Annotated in this window: 18 protein-coding genes; 9 read left to right on the top strand and 9 right to left on the bottom strand. The window is 62.3% G+C overall.

Annotation, left to right across the window (positions count from 1 at the left end):
* Positions 1–44 precede the first annotated feature (44 nt).
* From ACGYLY_RS09520 to ACGYLY_RS09495, 6 genes are all read left to right on the top strand, one after another.
* Positions 45–1,712, top strand: coding sequence for an ABC transporter substrate-binding protein (locus ACGYLY_RS09520; RefSeq protein ID WP_395291138.1), 1,668 nt, complete (start codon positions 45–47; stop codon positions 1,710–1,712).
* 41 nt (positions 1,713–1,753) lie between these two features.
* Positions 1,754–2,731, top strand: coding sequence for an ABC transporter permease (locus ACGYLY_RS09515; RefSeq protein WP_395281886.1), 978 nt, complete (start codon positions 1,754–1,756; stop codon positions 2,729–2,731).
* On the top strand, positions 2,724–3,707 hold the full coding sequence (locus tag ACGYLY_RS09510) for an ABC transporter permease (protein ID WP_395281887.1): 984 nt from the start codon (positions 2,724–2,726) through the stop codon (positions 3,705–3,707). The genes ACGYLY_RS09515 and ACGYLY_RS09510 overlap by 8 nt, the downstream gene beginning before the upstream one ends.
* Positions 3,708–3,766: 59 nt before the next feature.
* On the top strand, positions 3,767–4,801 hold the full coding sequence (locus tag ACGYLY_RS09505) for an ABC transporter ATP-binding protein (protein WP_395281888.1): 1,035 nt from the start codon (positions 3,767–3,769) through the stop codon (positions 4,799–4,801).
* Positions 4,794–5,882 (top strand): ABC transporter ATP-binding protein, encoded by a 1,089-nt coding sequence (locus ACGYLY_RS09500; protein ID WP_395281889.1) that lies wholly within the window; start codon positions 4,794–4,796, stop codon positions 5,880–5,882. Before ACGYLY_RS09505 ends, ACGYLY_RS09500 begins: the two co-directional genes overlap by 8 nt.
* A gap of 100 nt (positions 5,883–5,982) precedes the next feature.
* A complete protein-coding gene (locus ACGYLY_RS09495; RefSeq protein WP_395281890.1) occupies positions 5,983–6,498 on the top strand; it encodes a hypothetical protein in 516 nt (171 codons plus the stop codon).
* A 5-nt stretch (positions 6,499–6,503) separates the two neighbouring features.
* On the opposite strand, the gene ACGYLY_RS09490 is transcribed toward ACGYLY_RS09495, so the two are convergent.
* On the bottom strand, positions 6,504–6,746 hold the full coding sequence (locus ACGYLY_RS09490; protein ID WP_395281891.1) for a hypothetical protein: 243 nt from the start codon (positions 6,744–6,746) through the stop codon (positions 6,504–6,506).
* 47 nt (positions 6,747–6,793) lie between these two features.
* Positions 6,794–7,861 (bottom strand): M42 family metallopeptidase, encoded by a 1,068-nt coding sequence (locus ACGYLY_RS09485; protein WP_395281892.1) that lies wholly within the window; start codon positions 7,859–7,861, stop codon positions 6,794–6,796.
* Between the two features lie 234 nt (positions 7,862–8,095).
* Here ACGYLY_RS09485 and ACGYLY_RS09480 point away from each other — a divergent pair, with 234 nt between their 5' ends.
* Positions 8,096–9,265 (top strand): PKD domain-containing protein, encoded by a 1,170-nt coding sequence (locus ACGYLY_RS09480; protein WP_395281893.1) that lies wholly within the window; start codon positions 8,096–8,098, stop codon positions 9,263–9,265.
* Positions 9,266–9,374: 109 nt separating this feature from the next.
* On the top strand, positions 9,375–10,022 hold the full coding sequence (locus ACGYLY_RS09475) for a DUF4352 domain-containing protein (RefSeq protein ID WP_395281894.1): 648 nt from the start codon (positions 9,375–9,377) through the stop codon (positions 10,020–10,022).
* Between the two features lie 113 nt (positions 10,023–10,135).
* On the opposite strand, the gene ACGYLY_RS09470 is transcribed toward ACGYLY_RS09475, so the two are convergent.
* The 6 genes from ACGYLY_RS09470 to ACGYLY_RS09445 all read right to left on the bottom strand — a co-directional run bounded on the left by ACGYLY_RS09470 (position 10,136) and on the right by ACGYLY_RS09445 (position 13,186).
* The gene (locus ACGYLY_RS09470) at positions 10,136–10,375 is read right to left on the bottom strand and encodes a hypothetical protein (RefSeq protein WP_395281896.1); all 240 of its coding nucleotides are present in this window, start codon (positions 10,373–10,375) and stop codon (positions 10,136–10,138) included.
* A gap of 217 nt (positions 10,376–10,592) precedes the next feature.
* On the bottom strand, positions 10,593–11,969 hold the full coding sequence (locus ACGYLY_RS09465; protein ID WP_395281897.1) for an APC family permease: 1,377 nt from the start codon (positions 11,967–11,969) through the stop codon (positions 10,593–10,595).
* A 154-nt stretch (positions 11,970–12,123) separates the two neighbouring features.
* Positions 12,124–12,306: a hypothetical protein gene (locus ACGYLY_RS09460; protein ID WP_395281898.1), complete on the bottom strand. Its 183-nt coding sequence runs from the start codon at positions 12,304–12,306 to the stop codon at positions 12,124–12,126.
* Positions 12,307–12,389: 83 nt separating this feature from the next.
* On the bottom strand, positions 12,390–12,593 hold the full coding sequence (locus ACGYLY_RS09455) for a hypothetical protein (protein ID WP_395281899.1): 204 nt from the start codon (positions 12,591–12,593) through the stop codon (positions 12,390–12,392).
* A 123-nt stretch (positions 12,594–12,716) separates the two neighbouring features.
* The gene (locus ACGYLY_RS09450) at positions 12,717–12,935 is read right to left on the bottom strand and encodes a hypothetical protein (protein WP_395281900.1); all 219 of its coding nucleotides are present in this window, start codon (positions 12,933–12,935) and stop codon (positions 12,717–12,719) included.
* The gene (locus tag ACGYLY_RS09445) at positions 12,932–13,186 is read right to left on the bottom strand and encodes a hypothetical protein (protein ID WP_395281901.1); all 255 of its coding nucleotides are present in this window, start codon (positions 13,184–13,186) and stop codon (positions 12,932–12,934) included. Before ACGYLY_RS09445 ends, ACGYLY_RS09450 begins: the two co-directional genes overlap by 4 nt.
* A 206-nt stretch (positions 13,187–13,392) precedes the next feature.
* On the opposite strand from ACGYLY_RS09445, the gene ACGYLY_RS09440 reads away from it, so the two are divergent.
* On the top strand, positions 13,393–14,382 hold the full coding sequence (locus tag ACGYLY_RS09440; RefSeq protein WP_395281903.1) for a hypothetical protein: 990 nt from the start codon (positions 13,393–13,395) through the stop codon (positions 14,380–14,382).
* A gap of 425 nt (positions 14,383–14,807) precedes the next feature.
* Here the strand turns inward: ACGYLY_RS09440 and aceB are convergent, their stop codons facing one another.
* Entirely contained in the window at positions 14,808–16,109 is a 1,302-nt protein-coding gene (gene aceB, locus ACGYLY_RS09435) for a malate synthase AceB (protein WP_395281904.1), read from the bottom strand.

Here is a 16,109-nt window from a genome sequence, read left to right as displayed (position 1 = left end):
TCAATTTTATTTATATAGTAGGGCTGCCTGGGAGTTGATGTCAAATGCCAAGTGGTAACATGGATGTCAGACGACGAGACTTTCTGAAGATGACCACCGCGGCCGGTGCCGGTGGAATGGCTACACTCGCCGGTTGTAGCGGTTCCAACGACGACGGCAACGGAAACGGCGGCGATTCCGGTGGTGGCGGCGACAAACTGCCACAGTACACCTACCTCAACAACCCGGCGAACTACAACCCCGCCCGTCACGACGCCATCAACCTCGTCGGTGACCAACTCAAGAAGGTCGGACTAGACACCAAGGTCCAGGTGTTCGAGTGGGGGACGCTCTACACGAAGATCACGGAGGAGTTCAACTTCTCCTTTGCGACGTGGTCCCGTGGCCTCGGTATCGACCCCGGCCGTCGGATGCCCGAGCAGTTCCACTCCTCGAACACGGGGAAGGGGCAGGGCAACTTCACCGGATACACCAACAAGGACCTCGACCCGAAGCTGATGAAACAGCTTCAGATGAAAGACGAGCAGAAACGCATCGACATGCTGTTCGACATCCAGAAGACCATCAACGAGGACGTCCCGATGCACCCCATCGTCCAGATGCCGAACATCGTGGCGTACAACAAGAACCAGGTCAGCGGATGGACCGACCACATCGCGGGCTACTTCCACTTCGAACCGATGACCAACATCGAGGTGAACAACAGCAAAAAGGAGCTTCGCGGCTCGTGGGCAGAAACCCTCGGCACGCTCAGCGTCCTCGGCTACAACAACGAGACGAAACTCATCCACCAGTTCGAGATGCTGTACGACAAACTCGTGCGCATCAACTCGAAACTCGAAGCCGACCCGAAACTGGGTCTGGCGACCGATTGGGAACGGCCGGACAACAAGACGGTGAAGTACAAGATCCGGAAGGGCCACAAGTGGCACGACGGGAAGGAGTTGACGCCCGACGACGTGAAGTTCACGCTCGAGTACATCAAGAAGAACGAGATACCGCTCTACTCCACGCAGTGGGAGATGTACGATTCGGTGTCCGTGGACGGCCAGTGGGTGACGGTGAACTTCAAGGACCCCGTCGGGCCGGTCCACAAACTGTTCTCCAACCAGATTCCCATCGTGCCGAAACACAAGTGGGAGAGCCGAAGCAACCCGGCAAAAGCGAACATCAAGGAACCCGTCGGGAGCGGTCCGCTCCAGTTCGATTACTGGGACAAGGGCAGCGAACTGAGCCTGAAGAAGTACGAGGACCACTGGCGGCCGGTCAAGTTCAACCGCCGTATCTGGCGCATCATCCCGGAGAGTTCGACCGTGTGGTCCCTGCTGAAGAAGGGGACGCTGAACTACCTGCCGTACACCCGAATCGGCAAACAACTCAACGACAATCAGGACGCGTCGAACATCGGCGTGAAGTCCGCACCCGGCGACGGGTGGTGGCATTTCAGCCAGAACACGCGGCAGAAAGGGCTCGACGACAAGGCCGTCCGACAGGCCGCCGTCAACGCGATCCCGAAAAAAGCCATCAACCAGCAGATCCTGTACGGTTTTGCGACCGAGGGCTGGAACCTCGTCGGCGAATCGTTCGGCAAGTTCAGCAACCCGGACGTGAAGAAGTACCAACCCGCCGACGGCGTCAAGGCCGGGAAGAAATCCCTCACCGACGCCGGCTACGTCATTGACGGCGACGGAATGGCGCACTTCCCGAAGTAGAGCCGACCGACCAACCGATCCAAAAATTTCAATACTAATAAATGGGAAAACTAGATTTCTTCGTCAGGCGTACCGTGCAGTTGGGGATCACCCTGTGGGCAGTCGCAACCGCGCTGTTCATGCTGTTCCGCCTTATGCCGGGCGACCCGACATCGTACATCATCTCCCCCGGTATGACTCCCGCGGTTCGACAGCGTCTCATCGCGAGCTACGGGTTGAACGACCCGCTGTGGGTGCAGTACGTTCGCTACATTCAGAACCTCTTGACGCTCGACCTCGGCCGGTCGTTCAAGACGAACGAGCAGGTCGTCAACATGCTCGTCACTTACCTGCCGAACACGCTGGTTCTGATGCTGACCGCGTTCTTCGTGGCGTACATCATCGGCATCTCGCTCGGCGTCCTCACCGGCTGGTACCGGGGAACGCGCTTCGAGAAGACGACGGTCGTGACCGCGCTCGTCGGCCGAAGCGTTCCCAGTTTCTGGATGGGCATCCTCGTCCTCTGGATATTCGGCGCGAAACTCGGCGTCATCCCGATGAGCGGGATGACGAGCCTCGGGTCCGGCCCGAAGAGCTTCTGGTCGATGGTGTTCTCGCTCGACTTCCTCAAGCACATGGTCGCGCCGGTCATCGTCCTCGCGTTCTACTACATGGGTTATCCGCTGCTCATCATGCGCAACAGCATGCTGGAGACGCTCTCGGAGGACTTCATCGATCTCTGCCGTGCGAAGGGGCTGACGGAGCGAAAGATAATGTTCAACCACGCGGCCCGCAACGCCCTGCTCCCCGTCCTGACCGCCGCCGCCATCGCCATCGGTTACGCGGTGGGCGGCAGCGTCCTCATCGAGACGGTGTTCGGCTGGCCGGGCATCGGGCGCGAGATGATTCGGGCCGTCCTCCGACGCGACTACCCCGTCGCGCAGGGAACGTTCCTCGTCCTCGCCCTCTCGGTCATCGTGATGAACTTCGTCGCCGACCTGCTGTACGGCGTCCTCGACCCACGGGTGACCTATGACTGAGACGATGAGTGGGGACCACGACGGTTCGATATTCGCGGATATCGACGAGGAGAGCGAAGAGCAGTTCAGCGCGTGGCAGCGCAACCTCCGTCTCTGGAAGGAGACGATAGCGGAGCAGTTCTCGATGCTCACCGAGGACTCGCTCGTCGTCGTCGCCATGTGCATCCTCGCGTTCTTCGGCATCGTCGCCGCCTTCGCGCCGTACATCGCGCCGTACGGACCGAAGGAGCGGTTGATGGTGAACGCGCTCTTCGCCAAGTGGATAAAACCGTCCTTCCTCGGCGGCCAAGGGGATTACATCCTCGGAACGACGGCGCAGGGCTACGACATCTTCAGCCAACTGGTGTACGGGGCGCGTCCCGCCATCATGGTCGGCCTCGTGGCCGCCGTGATGACCGTCGGCCTCGGAACGCTCGTCGGCCTCGTCAGCGGCTACTACGGCGGCTACGTGGACGACGTCCTCATGCGACTCGTGGACTTCGTGTACGGACTCCCGCTCCTACCGACGGTCATCGTCCTCGTGACGGTCCTCGGTCCGGGTCTGGAGAACATCGTCCTCGCGTTCGTGCTCCTGCAGTGGCGCACGTCCGCCCGCGTCATCCGCGCGCTCGTCCTCTCGCTCCGCGAACGCTCGTTCGTCAAGGCGGCGAAGATTTCCGGGGCGAGCAACTGGCGCATCATCTCGCGGCACATCGCGCCGAACGTCCTCCCGATGGCGTTCCTCTACGGCGCGTTCGCAATCGCGTGGGCGATTCTGACGGAAGCCGGGGTGTCCTTTTTGGGCCTCGGCGACCCCAGCAGCGTCTCGTGGGGCATGATGCTCCAGAGCGCCCGCGTCTACAGCGCCATGACGGAAGGAACGTGGTGGTGGTTCGTGCCGCCCGGAGTCTGTATCGCCCTCGTGGTCATCAGCGGCTTCCTCATCGGCCGCGGCTACGAAGAGATCGTCAACCCGGAACTGCAGGTCGAAGGATGAACGCACATTTACACCCGCAACCGACCCCGAATTGCCAGCAAACCACGGAGGCCCGCTGAATGGCCCTGCTCGAAGTCGAGGACCTCGAAGTCTACTACGACAGCGAGGACGGTCCCGTCAAAGCCGTCGACGGCGTCAGCTTTCAAATCGAGGCCGGGGAGACCGTCGGCATCGTGGGCGAATCCGGCTGTGGCAAATCGACGCTGGCCAAGGCGCTCATCGGCATCCTGCCGAAGAACGGCTACATCAACGGCGGGAAGATACTGTTCAAGGGCGAGGACCTGACCGACATGCCCGAGAAACGCCGCCGAGCGCTTCGCTGGGACGAAATCTCGCTCATCGCCCAGTCGGCGATGAACGCGCTCGACCCCGTGTACACCATCCGCGAGCAGATACTGGAGGCCATCGACGCCCACTACCCGAAGATGGGACGGTCGGAGGCCCAAGATGTGATCGACGAGTCGTTCGACCTCGTCGGCCTCGACCGTGACCGCCAGACCGACTATCCCCACCAGTTCTCCGGGGGGATGCGCCAACGGGCCATGATCGCCATGTCGCTCGTCCTCGAACCGTCGCTCATCCTCGCGGACGAACCGACGACGGCGCTGGACGTCATCATGCAGGACCAGATCCTCAAGCGCATCAACGGGATTCAGCGCGAGAGCGACACCGCCATGATGGTCATCACGCACGACGTGGCCGTCGTCGCGGAGACCTGCGACCGCGTCGTCGTTATGTACGCGGGCGAACTCGCCGAGGAGGGACCGTCGGAGTTCATCTTCGGCGAACCGTACCACCCCTACACGCTCGGTCTGAAGAGCGCGTTCCCCGACATCCGTCGGTCGGAACAGGACCTCGTGAGCATCGGCGGACATCCGCCGGACTTGAGCAACCCGCCGAGCGGGTGTCGGTTCGCGGAACGTTGTCCGCTCGCCACCGAGGTCTGTCGGAAGGAGTCTCCGCCCGCCGTCGAACACGGCGAGTTGCGGTCGTTCTGCCACCACACCGACCGAATCGATTCGGAACTCAGGTCGGCCGCGAGCGACGCGCAAACGTGGCAAAACGACGCGTCGATGGAGGCGACCGATGACTGACGACGACACGCTCGTTCGCGTGGAAGGGTTGGAAAAGGAGTTCCCGGTCGGGAGCGGCCTCGTGACCAGCCTGATGAACTCAATCCGCGGCGAGGAGGAAGACGCGGTCCACGCCATCGACGGCATCGACTTCGAACTGCACGAGGGCGAGACGTTCGGCATCGCGGGCGAGTCCGGGTGTGGAAAGACCACGACCGGGATGTGCCTGACGAAGCTGTACGAACCGACCGGCGGGAGCATCTACTACGACGGTGAGGACATCGCGGACAAGAGCGGCTCGGACCTCACCAACTTCCGCCAGAACGCCCAGATGATATTTCAGGACCCGTTCGAGAGCCTGAACCCGCGGATGACGGTGTACGACACGGTGGTCGAACCGCTCCGCATCCACGACGTTCCGAACCAGCGGGCGCGGGTTCGTCGGGCGCTCGAATTCGCCGAACTCGAACCGGCGGAGTCGTTCTTCGACCGCTACCCGCACGAACTGTCCGGCGGGCAGCGCCAGCGCCTTGCCATCGCCCGTGCGCTGGTCATCGACCCGGACTTCATCGTCGCCGACGAACCGGTGTCGATGCTCGACGTGAGCCTTCGCGCGGGCGTGCTCTCGCTCTTGGAGCGCATGACCGACGAGTTCGGCCTGTCCGTCGTGTACATCAGTCACGACCTCTCGCTCCTGCGGCACATGTGCGACCGCCTCGCCATCATGTACATGGGGAAAATCGTCGAGCAGGGGCCGACGGAGGAGATAATCACGGACCCGAAACACCCCTACACGCGGGCGCTCATCGACGCCGTCCCGGTTCCCGACCCGACGGCGGGTCGGGAGCGCGTCGAGTTGCAGGGCGAAGTCGGCGACGCCGTCAACGTTCCGTCGGGATGCCGGTTCAAAAACCGGTGTGAGAAGTACATCGGCGACGTGTGCGATTCGGTGCAACCGCCGCTCGAAGGGAAGGCGGACGTCGAAGGGAACCGGGAAGTCGCCTGTCACCTCTACGAGAGCGCGGAGGGTTTCGACCCGTACGCCGAGACCGACGAGGCGGAACCCGACGACCCCGTCGCGGCGGAGTCGTCGGCGGACTGAGCCGTTTTCGTTCCGCTTTTTCGCCGCTCATCGGCCGAAGCATACAGGAAGGACCCCGTCGTGGGCCGTACAGTCGGGCGACCATCCGATGTGATTCAGTATGCCAATGGAGAGACATGAGGGGTCCGACGATGGGGACGAGCGCACTGCAACCGTCGCCGATTCGATGGCCGACGGAGAGCGGCGGGAGCGTCAGTTCCGCCTCGGCGGACTGACGCTCGAACTCGCGGGGGTGTCCGCCGACATCGAGGAACTGGCGCTCGGATTGGAGCCGATAGAACTGGGCCTCTCCACACCGCCGGAGTCGGAAACGGACGACGTCGACTCGGACCGGACCGAATCGCGGAAGGCCAACGGACGCGGCGCTGGCGCGCGACTGGGTGCGTTTCTGGGTCGCAAAATCGGCTCGTTTCTCGGCCGAACCCTCGACCGCGGTGTACGCGTCCTATGGCGTCGCGTTCGCGAGCGGAGCGGGAGTTCACGCGGCTCCGATCCGAACGCCACCGAACCGGATTCCGCGGGCGAATCGACGGCGGAAGCGGACCCACACGAGTTCGACGACGAACTCCTCGCGCGCCTGGACCGCGCAGTCGGCCGTGATGTGTCGGAAAATTGAGCCCCCTACTGGCGGCGTTTCCGCTGGTTTTCTTCCGCTTCGGCTTCGAAGCGTTCGGCACGAATCTGGTCGCTTCGTTTCCGTCGCCACTCCCACACCCCCGCCACGATGATGAGGAGGCCGACGCCGGCACCGCGAATCGGCGACCCCTGCACCGAGAGGAAGACGAAGACGCCGACCGCGAAAAGTATCGAGACGCCGAGGGTCATCTTCGCCCAACCGCGCTGTGGTCCTCGGATCCGTCGCATACCGATTCGTCGGAGGGAATCGTTGTGAACGTTGCGGGACGACGGACCTATCGCGGCCGACGGATGTCGTCCCGACTCGGGAACTCGCGCTGTAACGCGGACAACAGCACGTCGGCCGTTTCGTTCGCGTCCCGCATCGAGAGGGTCTCGACCGGGGAGTGCGTGTATCGACACGGAACCGCGATGGCACCCGCGTAACGGCCGCCGCGGACCTGCTGGAGTTCGGTCGCGTCGGTCGACCCGGTCAGCATCACGTCGTGTTGCAGGTCCACGTCCGCCGCGTCCGCCGCATCGCCCAGCCACGTCCTCGTCTGCCGGTCCACGATGACGCCGCCGAAGAAGTATTCGGAGGTCCCGTCCCCGAACTCGACCACCGGACCGCCGTCCACCGTCGCACTCACGCCGTCGTCCCGCCCGGCGGGGTAGTCGTCCACGGGGAAGATTTCGAGCGCGATACCGACGTCCGGGTCCAACGAATAGCCCGCCGTCCGCGCACCGCGGAGTCCGACTTCCTCCTGCACCGTGGCGACGTAGTGGACCGTCGCGTCCACGTCCTCCTCGCGGGCGAGTGCGAGGAGGATGGCCAGCGCGATTCGATCGTCCAACGCCCGTCCGGTGATTCGGTCGTTTCCGAGTCGGGAGACGCCGTAGTCCCATATCGCGTAATCGCCCGGTTCGACGTTCATGTCGGCGACTTCCTCGGGCGACGTCGCGCCGATGTCGATGCGGAGGGATTCCGGCAGGGCATCCTTCTCGTCGTCGCTCATGAAGTGTCGACAGCGCGGGCCGATGACGCCGAGAACGCCGTCCGGGCCGACGCGAACGCGCTGGCCCGACAGGTTCCCCTTGTAGTGCCCGCCGAGCATATGGAAGGTGAGGAAGCCGTCCTCGTCCACGTCCTCGACGAGGAATCCGAGTTCGTCTGTGTGGGCCGCGAGCATGATTTCGAAGTCGCTGCCCTCGCTCGTGGCGACGACGTTCCCCATCGCGTCGAACGAAACGTCGTCCACGTGCGGTTCTATCAGGTCGACGAATCGGTCCGCGACGGCGTATTCGTTTCCGGGCGCGCCCGGCGCTTCCACCAGCGTTTCGAGGTCCTCGAACGAAACGTGCATGCGAAAACCGGGAGTGAACGGGGGATAACCGTTCGGGTCGCTGCAAACCGACCGATTCGGCCGCGTAGATACCCGACGTTCACGAAAGATCACATATTCCGGAATGATCTGATATCTATGAGAAATTAGCATATTCTGCCGGATATAATTGGATAATTATTCGTAGTAGGCACATATTTTTGAAAACGGACCAAAAGTCAATAAACCCCCGCTACGACCCACGATTGGGAAGTAATGACTGCAACACGACGAACGTTTCTGACGGCGGCCGGCTGTGCGGGATTGCTCGGCCTCGGCGTAACGGCGACGAGTGGCCAAAGCGAAACGACCGTATCGCGCGATTCGTTCACGATTCGGAGCGGAACCGACCAGGAGACGACGGTGTTCGTCACCTCCGCAGAGGAATCCGGGCCGACGGTGATGGTCGTCGGCGGAATGCACGGCAACGAGAACGGCGGCTACGAGGCCGCCGGAGACGTCGCCGAGTGGGACATCCAGCGTGGAACGCTGGTGACGATTCCGAAGGCCAACGCGGCGGCCGTCGAGGAGGACTCGCGTATCGCCTCGGGCGGCGTCGATCTGAACCGCCAGTTCCCGACGGGCGAGGAACCCGAGACGGAACTCGCGCGCGCCATCTGGGACATCGTGGAGCGGTACGAACCCGGGACGGTCATCGATCTCCACGAATCGGTCGACATCTACGACGGGGACATGATCGGCGGCGTCGGACAGACCATCTTTTCCTCGTGGGACGAGGCGGCCACCGACGACGCCAAAGCGGCCGTTTCCTACGTCAACGAGAACTTCGTCTCACGGGACGGGTACGAGTTCACGGTCGACCCGTTTTCCTCCTCCTCGAACGAACCGACGGGACTCCTCACGCACAAGGCGGCGCGCGACACCGACGCCGTCGGATTCCTCGTGGAGGCCACGTCCAAGGACACGCCCCTCGAAAAGCGGGTTCAGTGGCACACCGAAATCGTCCAGCAACTCGTCGAAGAAGAGGTGCTCACCTCCTCCGACGACGGAAGCGACGGCGGAGACGACGGAAGTGATGGCGAGGACGGAAACGACGGGGACGACGACGGAAACGATAACGGCGACGGAGGGAAGGAGAAAAACGAGCCACCGGTCGCACGCATCCAAACGAGCCCGGAGAACACGACCGACGGGTCGCTCGAACGGGGTGACACCGTTACCCTAGACGCATCTGCCTCGGAGGACGGCGACGGTGACATTGCGGAATACACGTGGGACGTCGACGGGGACGGCTCGTTCGAAAGGAGCGGCGAATCGATCGAACTGTCGCTCTCCGAGTGTGGCGACTACCGAGTCATGCTCCAAGTCACCGACGACAAAGGCGAAACGGCCACGGACGAAGTCGTCCTATCCACGATCCGATAACCGTCCGCCCAAAATAATTGTTCTATCAGTACATATTTTATTAACTATTTAATTCTATAGTATAAAAATGGCCAATAGTAAGAAATACCCTGAGTTGCAACCGCCGGGTATGAAACGCCGCACGTTTATCGCCGGTGTTGGTACGACGACCACGCTCTTCCTCGCCGGTTGTAACTCCAGCGGAGACGATACCGGTTCGACGACCACTGGAACGGACTCCAGTTCGACGGCGACCGGTACCGGTGAGACGACGGAAACCACCGCATCCGAAACGTCGGAGGGGACGACCACCGAATCCTCGGAGACCACGACGGAATCATCCGAAACGACGACTGCGGGGACGAGAACGGTCACATACGGCGAGTACGCGACCATCTCCGACGGACTCGAAGTAGCCGTCACGGGGGCCGACACGTCCGACTCCTACGAACACGACGGAACGACATCGAAATCGGATGACGGTAAGACGTACGTCCTCCTCACGTTCGAGGCGAAGAACTCCGCGGAGTCGTCCCGGTCGCTTCCGGAGGACTCGACGGCGACGATACGGGCGAACGGCGACGAGTACGCGGTGGCTGATGCGGCGAAGGAGAAGTGGGACGGGTACGTCTCGTCGTCGGTGAACGCCGGCGGCACGTCGTCGATCACCGTCCCCTTCGAAGTACCGAAGGATGCGATCTCGTCACTCGACGTGAGGGTCGCGCTATCGTACACCGACTCAGGGTCGAAACGACTCGTTCAGTGGAGCATGGAGTGACCGTCGCTACTCGATAGCGACGATCGGTCGAAACGATTCGGTTCCCGTCGTTCTCGTTCGAACTTCTCGCCCGACGGAATCGAAAGAAGGGACGAACCGCAAAGAAATCGAAGTTAGTCGTCGCCCGCGTCGAAACCGAGCGCCGTTATCGTTTCCTTCGAGACACCGCTGTCTACGAGTCGCCGTCGCAAAGCCTGCCGGTCCGCATGGGAGAGGTCGAGAGATGTCCCGGTGTCGATGCCGTCGTCCCCCCGACGGCCCTGCCGAGTTCTCTCGTACGCATCGCGGATGAGTTCGGCTTCTAGCTTCGGGACAGATTGGGGAATCTCTGGTGAGTTTCTGATTCCAGACATCGTTTCCCGCCACTCACAGGAGGGTGTTAAAGTTATTTTAGGGTAACAGATCTGTCTTTTCCCTGGTGTAGCGGCTCCTTTCCTAATATATTCGAATCAGTAAGCGCATGACGGTAACGGATGTCTAATTAGGTGGCGGTTCGAAAACAACGAACCGTAATCGGCGCGGAAATTACGCGACTGCGCCCCGGTCAATCGACGAGGAGCGTGCGGTCCGTTACTCCCACGCCGTCGCCGCGTCGTGCCCACGAAATACGTCCGGCCGTTTGAGATACCGAACGACGAAGTACCCGCACATGAGGACGAGACTTCCGACGGACCAGACGACTTCCGTCGAACCCAATCCGACCATCGAAACGCTCAGCGCGACCAACGCCACGACGGCGAGGGCGTAGCCGCCGGGGGCGCGAAACGGCGGCGTCACGTCGGTGCGGTAGTATCGCAGTCCGACGAACGAGACGATGTTGAGGGCGTACGGCAGGCCCGTCCCGACCACCGACGCGATGACGAGAAGTTCGTAGAAGTGGTTCGGGAACGTGGTCAGCGCCGCCGCGACCAGACTGACCGCCACCAGCCCCACCCACGGCACCTGAAACCGCGAGTGGACGGCCGCGAAGGGGGAGGGAAGGGTTCCGTTTCGCCCGAGCGCGAAGACGACGCGACTCGCGCTCATCGTCCCGACGAGCATCGTGGTGAAGATGGCGACGATGGCCGCGAGCGGGAGGAGGTACTGTCGGAGTATCGGGAAGCCGAGTTTCGCCGCGGCGACGCCGAGCGGCACCGTCGTCACGGGGTTCCCGGCGACGAACGCGGACGGAGCGACGACGCCGTGCAGTGCGACGACGACGCCGGTGTAGAGGACCAGCGTGACGAGAAGCGAGAGCAAAATCGCCCGCGGAACCGTTTTGGCCGGTCGTTTCACCTCCTCGACGACGGAGGGAATCGCGGTCCACGCGCCGTACCCCGTCAGCGCCAGTTGCACCGCGGCGAAGAACTTCGCGGGGCCGCTCGTGAAAAAGGGGTCGTAGTTGGTCGGTTCGAGGCGCGTGAATGCGCCAGCGACGAACACGAGCAGTATCGTGAGCAACACCGCGGAGAGGACGAGGTTCGTCCGACTCGTGTTCGTCACGCCGACGAGGTTGACGAGGAAACTCAGCGCGATGGCGACGAGGGCGATGGGGACGACGTATCCCTGCGTGCGGGGATACGCGATACCGAGGTACTGGGCGATGGCGAGCGCCGAAATCGTGATGCTGAACACCATGCCGACGCAGTAACAGATCCCTTCGAGATAGCTGGCGAACAACCGGACCGTTCGGTTCCGGCCGAACGTCTCGGCCGGGAAGACGGCGGGGCCGCCCGCCTTTGGGAACGCGAGCGCGAGTTCCGTGTAACAGAGCGCGATGACCATCATCAACAGCCCGGCCACGACCCACGCGAGCGTCGAAGCGGGACCCGCCAACCGCCCGGTGGAACCGGGAAAGACGAAGATGGCGGATCCGACCATGCCGCCGACGCTCAACAGGACGCAGTCGAGAAGCCCGAGTTTTCGCGTCAATCCGTCGCCCGTCGTCGTCCCGTCGCGCCCGGTCATGTTTCGAACATCCTTCGGGCAAGGTGTACAGGTACCGCACACTTAGTGATTCTCAAATCCGTTTCGCATTCCAAAATTGAGATAGTGTGGGTAATTGCGGGAAAACGGCCGTATCGTTCCCGAAATAGACGGTCCTCGGCGTTTCGTTACCCTGTTACCGCCACTCGACCAGCACGGTCGTTTCCCCGCTGTCCGCCGCGATCCACGCGTCGTCCCGCGTGATGTCCGCGATGACGGCCCGGTTCGGACACCGTTCGTCGGGCGTCTCGTCTATCGCGAAGACGATGGTCGGTGCGTCCGTTTCCTCGCGCCGTCCGCCGAGTGTTTTGTGCGTCATGGTGTGTCGGTTCGGTCGATCGCCGGTTCCTCATCCATCGTTCGGCGGTCGGTATAAAAAGACGTTCTGACCATTCCGTCGAATCACCGCGGTTCGAAGTCGTCCGGGTCGAACCGATACTCGCCGTCGGGGGACGGTGTCGGGCGTCGAATCGCCAGTTCCGGTACGAACAGCCACAGCAGGACGAAAATACCGATGAAACCCGGGAGGACGGTGAAAAATGGAACCGACTCCCCGAGCCATCGGACCCCTTCCCAGAAGTCCACAAGTGTGAGTAATGTTCCCATACGTCGCTCGGCTGATACCTGGAACTACGATGGCATAACCGTGCCGATTTTTGATTCAAAACTAACTACGCGGGTGCGTAAACGGAGGAGGCGAGTCCTTCGAGACCCCGTTATCTCGCCACCTCACCGCGTTTGGACGTTGTTCATCCGAACCGCCGTCGTCCGTCCGCATCCGGTACACGTACTCACGCGATACGGTTCGCGCGAGAACGCGGCGTTGTCGCTCCTCTCGTTCTCGGTGCGAATCTCTATTTCCACCTCGTGGACCGTCTTCAGGCCGCAGTCGTCACACGGTTCGAGGAACTCCGTCACGAATCCGTCGCGGGACCGTGTCGATGTCACGGCGACACCACCGTCCGTCGTCCCGGGACGAAACGTGGGTGAGCGTCGTACATGGTGGCCCAATATCGCTGATACACCGGCGACTCCCGCGGTTCCGCGTTCACTACGACGTCCGTCTCGTGCTGCGGTGCCCCGTAGAGTCTCCGTTCGGGGTCGTCTCCCCGCATCGAGTGCTGTGCCGGTCCGTACTGCGTCTCCTCGATGGCCGGTTCGCTGCTCGCTTCGGCACCGTGCCGGGTTGTGGTTTTCATCTGTCTTCCCCCTCCTATCCTGACCGCTGTGGTCGCGGTTCGTTCACCGGTGACCTATCACATACGAGTCGGAGTAGGGAAAAGGACCTTCTGACCACCTTCTCAAAACGTCCATCGGTAACCGTTCCGAAACTCTCTCACAAGTTACAAAATTAAAGTTATGGTTCGAGTGATAATTAAATAGATGGCCACTGTTGTGATTGTTCATGGCTTCACCGGGAACAGTCCGGCTGTTGACCGCCCTCCGGGAGGGGTCACTCGACGAGGTCCGGCCCATACTCGACATCGAGACGGGGACCGTGACGTACCCCGACGCGACCGACTACCTCGATGACAGGGACGGTCGCTCCTTCGAACTGTTGGAGACGCTGGCCGAACGGGACCTCCTCTACCGTGAATTTCAGGAAAAACAGTACATCTGCCCCCGCTGTGAATCGAAGGGGATGCAGTACACCACGGCCTGCCCGTTCTGTGACTCCCCGCAGACGATTCGGACCGACCGATATCGACACCCGGACTGTGGCTACGAGGGACTGCGCGAGCAGTTCGTCCGCGACGACGCCATCGTCTGCCCGAACTGTGACGCCGAACTGGAGTCGCTGAAACACCTCGAATCGAACGCCGCGCACGTCTGCGAGGAGTGTGACGACGTGTTCGAAACGCCCGAACATCGGTTGCGATGCCGGGACTGCCGCCACGTTTCGGACCCGCTCCAAACCATCGAACGGATACTGTACCGCTACTTCCTGAGCGAGCGCGGTGCCGCGTGGGTCGACGAACAACTCACCGCCCGCCAAGCCCTCGCCGAGGCGTTCGAGGAGCGAAAACTTCACACCGAAATCGACACCGTCGTCACCGACGGAACGGGCGAGGAGGTCCCCGTTCACCTGTTCGCGCGCGACGACTTGCTGAACGACCGGGTCGTCGCGGCGGTTCACGAACGACCCGACGAGACGGATATCGCCGCTTTGACCGCGCTTGCGGCGGATATCGGCGCTCGCGTGGCGCTCATCACGACGTCCGGGGAAATCGCCGGCGAAGGCGCGAGCGACCTTCTCGCGGACGACGACCTGACGGTGCTTCGGGTGACGAAAAACGACGAACTCGAACGTGAGTACGAGGTCGTGGACGACGGACGCGCCGGCAACTCCTTCGTCGGGCGACTCGCGGACATCTTCAAACCGCAAAACGGGTGATCGCCGAACCTGTGACGCTATTTTCGACGGTCCGCCGTCCCCATCTAGGAACGGTTCTCGCGCCGTACCATTCATAGGCCCTCGTTTCCGCGCTCGCGGCGGTGCGCCTTACATCGCTTCGATGACGCAATCGTGATCAGTTTCGTTGATATGTGACTCCGCTCGCGATTCCGCTCCGATGCGTGATGGATGGAAACCGATCTGCCCGCAGGATTCACACTGTATTCTGTACATGGATTGCGATTGTCCCGTCGAGTTCTTCACTATTAATAATTACTGTTGTGGCAGCGTCTGCGATGTCATCCCTTCGTCCCCGCGATCGAGTCGATGCATCTCGAGCCGCGCAGTCGTGGCGAAAATAGGAGTTCCAGCGGGGGGTTTCCGTTCCAACGCCGTTCGGTCGTCCGTCGGCGACCCCCGAGCGGTCACCCGACGTTCGTCGCGCGTTCGACGATGTCCTCGCCGTACAGTTCCGCGAGCGCTTCGCGTTGGTCCGGGCGGTTCTCGTACACGTCCTGAAACAGGGAGACGGGCGTCATCGCGGCCTGATAGGTCGCCTCGTCCCACATCCTGTCCTTCTCGATGTCGATTTCGATCCCGTCGATGACGATCGTCGCCGACTGCGTCATGGAGATCGCGCCCGTTCCGGCCTCCCTCGCCGCTTCGAACTCCTCCATCGAATCGACGATGTCGTCCATGCTCGGGACGTACTCGGTCGCGTCCAACAGCGCCTCGCGCAACTCGTCCTCGTCGAGTTCGCGTTCGTCGCCACCGACGCGGAGGGTGTAGCCGCCGTCCGTTTCGTCCAGACCGATTCGGTCGCCGTCGTAGAACTGCGTACCGTCCTGTTCGTCGAGTTCCGTCCCCTCGCCGTCGGCCTCGATGAGCCAGCGACCGGTTTCGGGCGGGAGCGGTGCCTTGTTCGCCTCGACGACCTGGCCGGGGGTCAGCGACCAGATGCCGAGCATCCCCTTGGCCTGATTGTCGGTCATGCGCTCGTGATAGCCTTCCACGTCCCGAATGTCGTCGTACGGACCGTCGACGGCGATGAGACCGGCGGCGCTCGCGCCGCGGGACGTGTTGTGGCGCAACTCCGCCCACGGCGGCAGTCCACCGGTGGGCGTCATCGCGCGCATATCCTTGGTGTAGTCCACCTCGCCGTCCACGAGCATGAACAGGCGTTCGAGGTTGTTGTCGGGCTTGCTCATCTCCTCGCGGAGTTCGCCCATCGCCAACTCCGCCGCCGCGCTCTCGACGATGACGGACATCGCGATACTTCCCTCGTCGAGGCCGTACTCGTTCTCGACGATGGTGATGAACTCGTCGGCCTTCTTCCAGTCGTCGATGCCGCCCACTTCGGGAATCACGAAGCCGTCGATGTGTTCGATGGCCCCTTTTTCGGGGTCCGCGATTCGAAGCAGGTGCTGAAGGCACCGATACCGGGTGCCGGGGCTGTCCCGATGCCAGACGACGCGGGGATGGATTTCGCCGGGGAAGTCGGCCCCGTGTTCGGACACCACCTCGACGATGTTGTCGGCACCCTCCTCGCGCATCGACGGGGCCGTCGCGTCCTCGTTGTCCGGAACCCACACGTCCGGTGCTTGCATGCCGCGGAGCTGGGCCGCGCTCCGAATCATCTTGGCGGAGTCGTCTTCCCCCTCCAGCGCCGTCGGCGAGGTGAAGAACGTCCGCACGAACTCGCGGTCGTGACGTCGTTGTGTGCTCAT

Origin of the sequence: Haladaptatus sp. CMAA 1909 (assembly GCF_043952005.1) — an archaeon.
Classification (GTDB): domain Archaea; phylum Halobacteriota; class Halobacteria; order Halobacteriales; family Haladaptataceae; genus Haladaptatus.
Note: the sequence above shows the minus strand (reverse complement) of the source record. Positions and strands in the feature narration are given on the sequence as shown.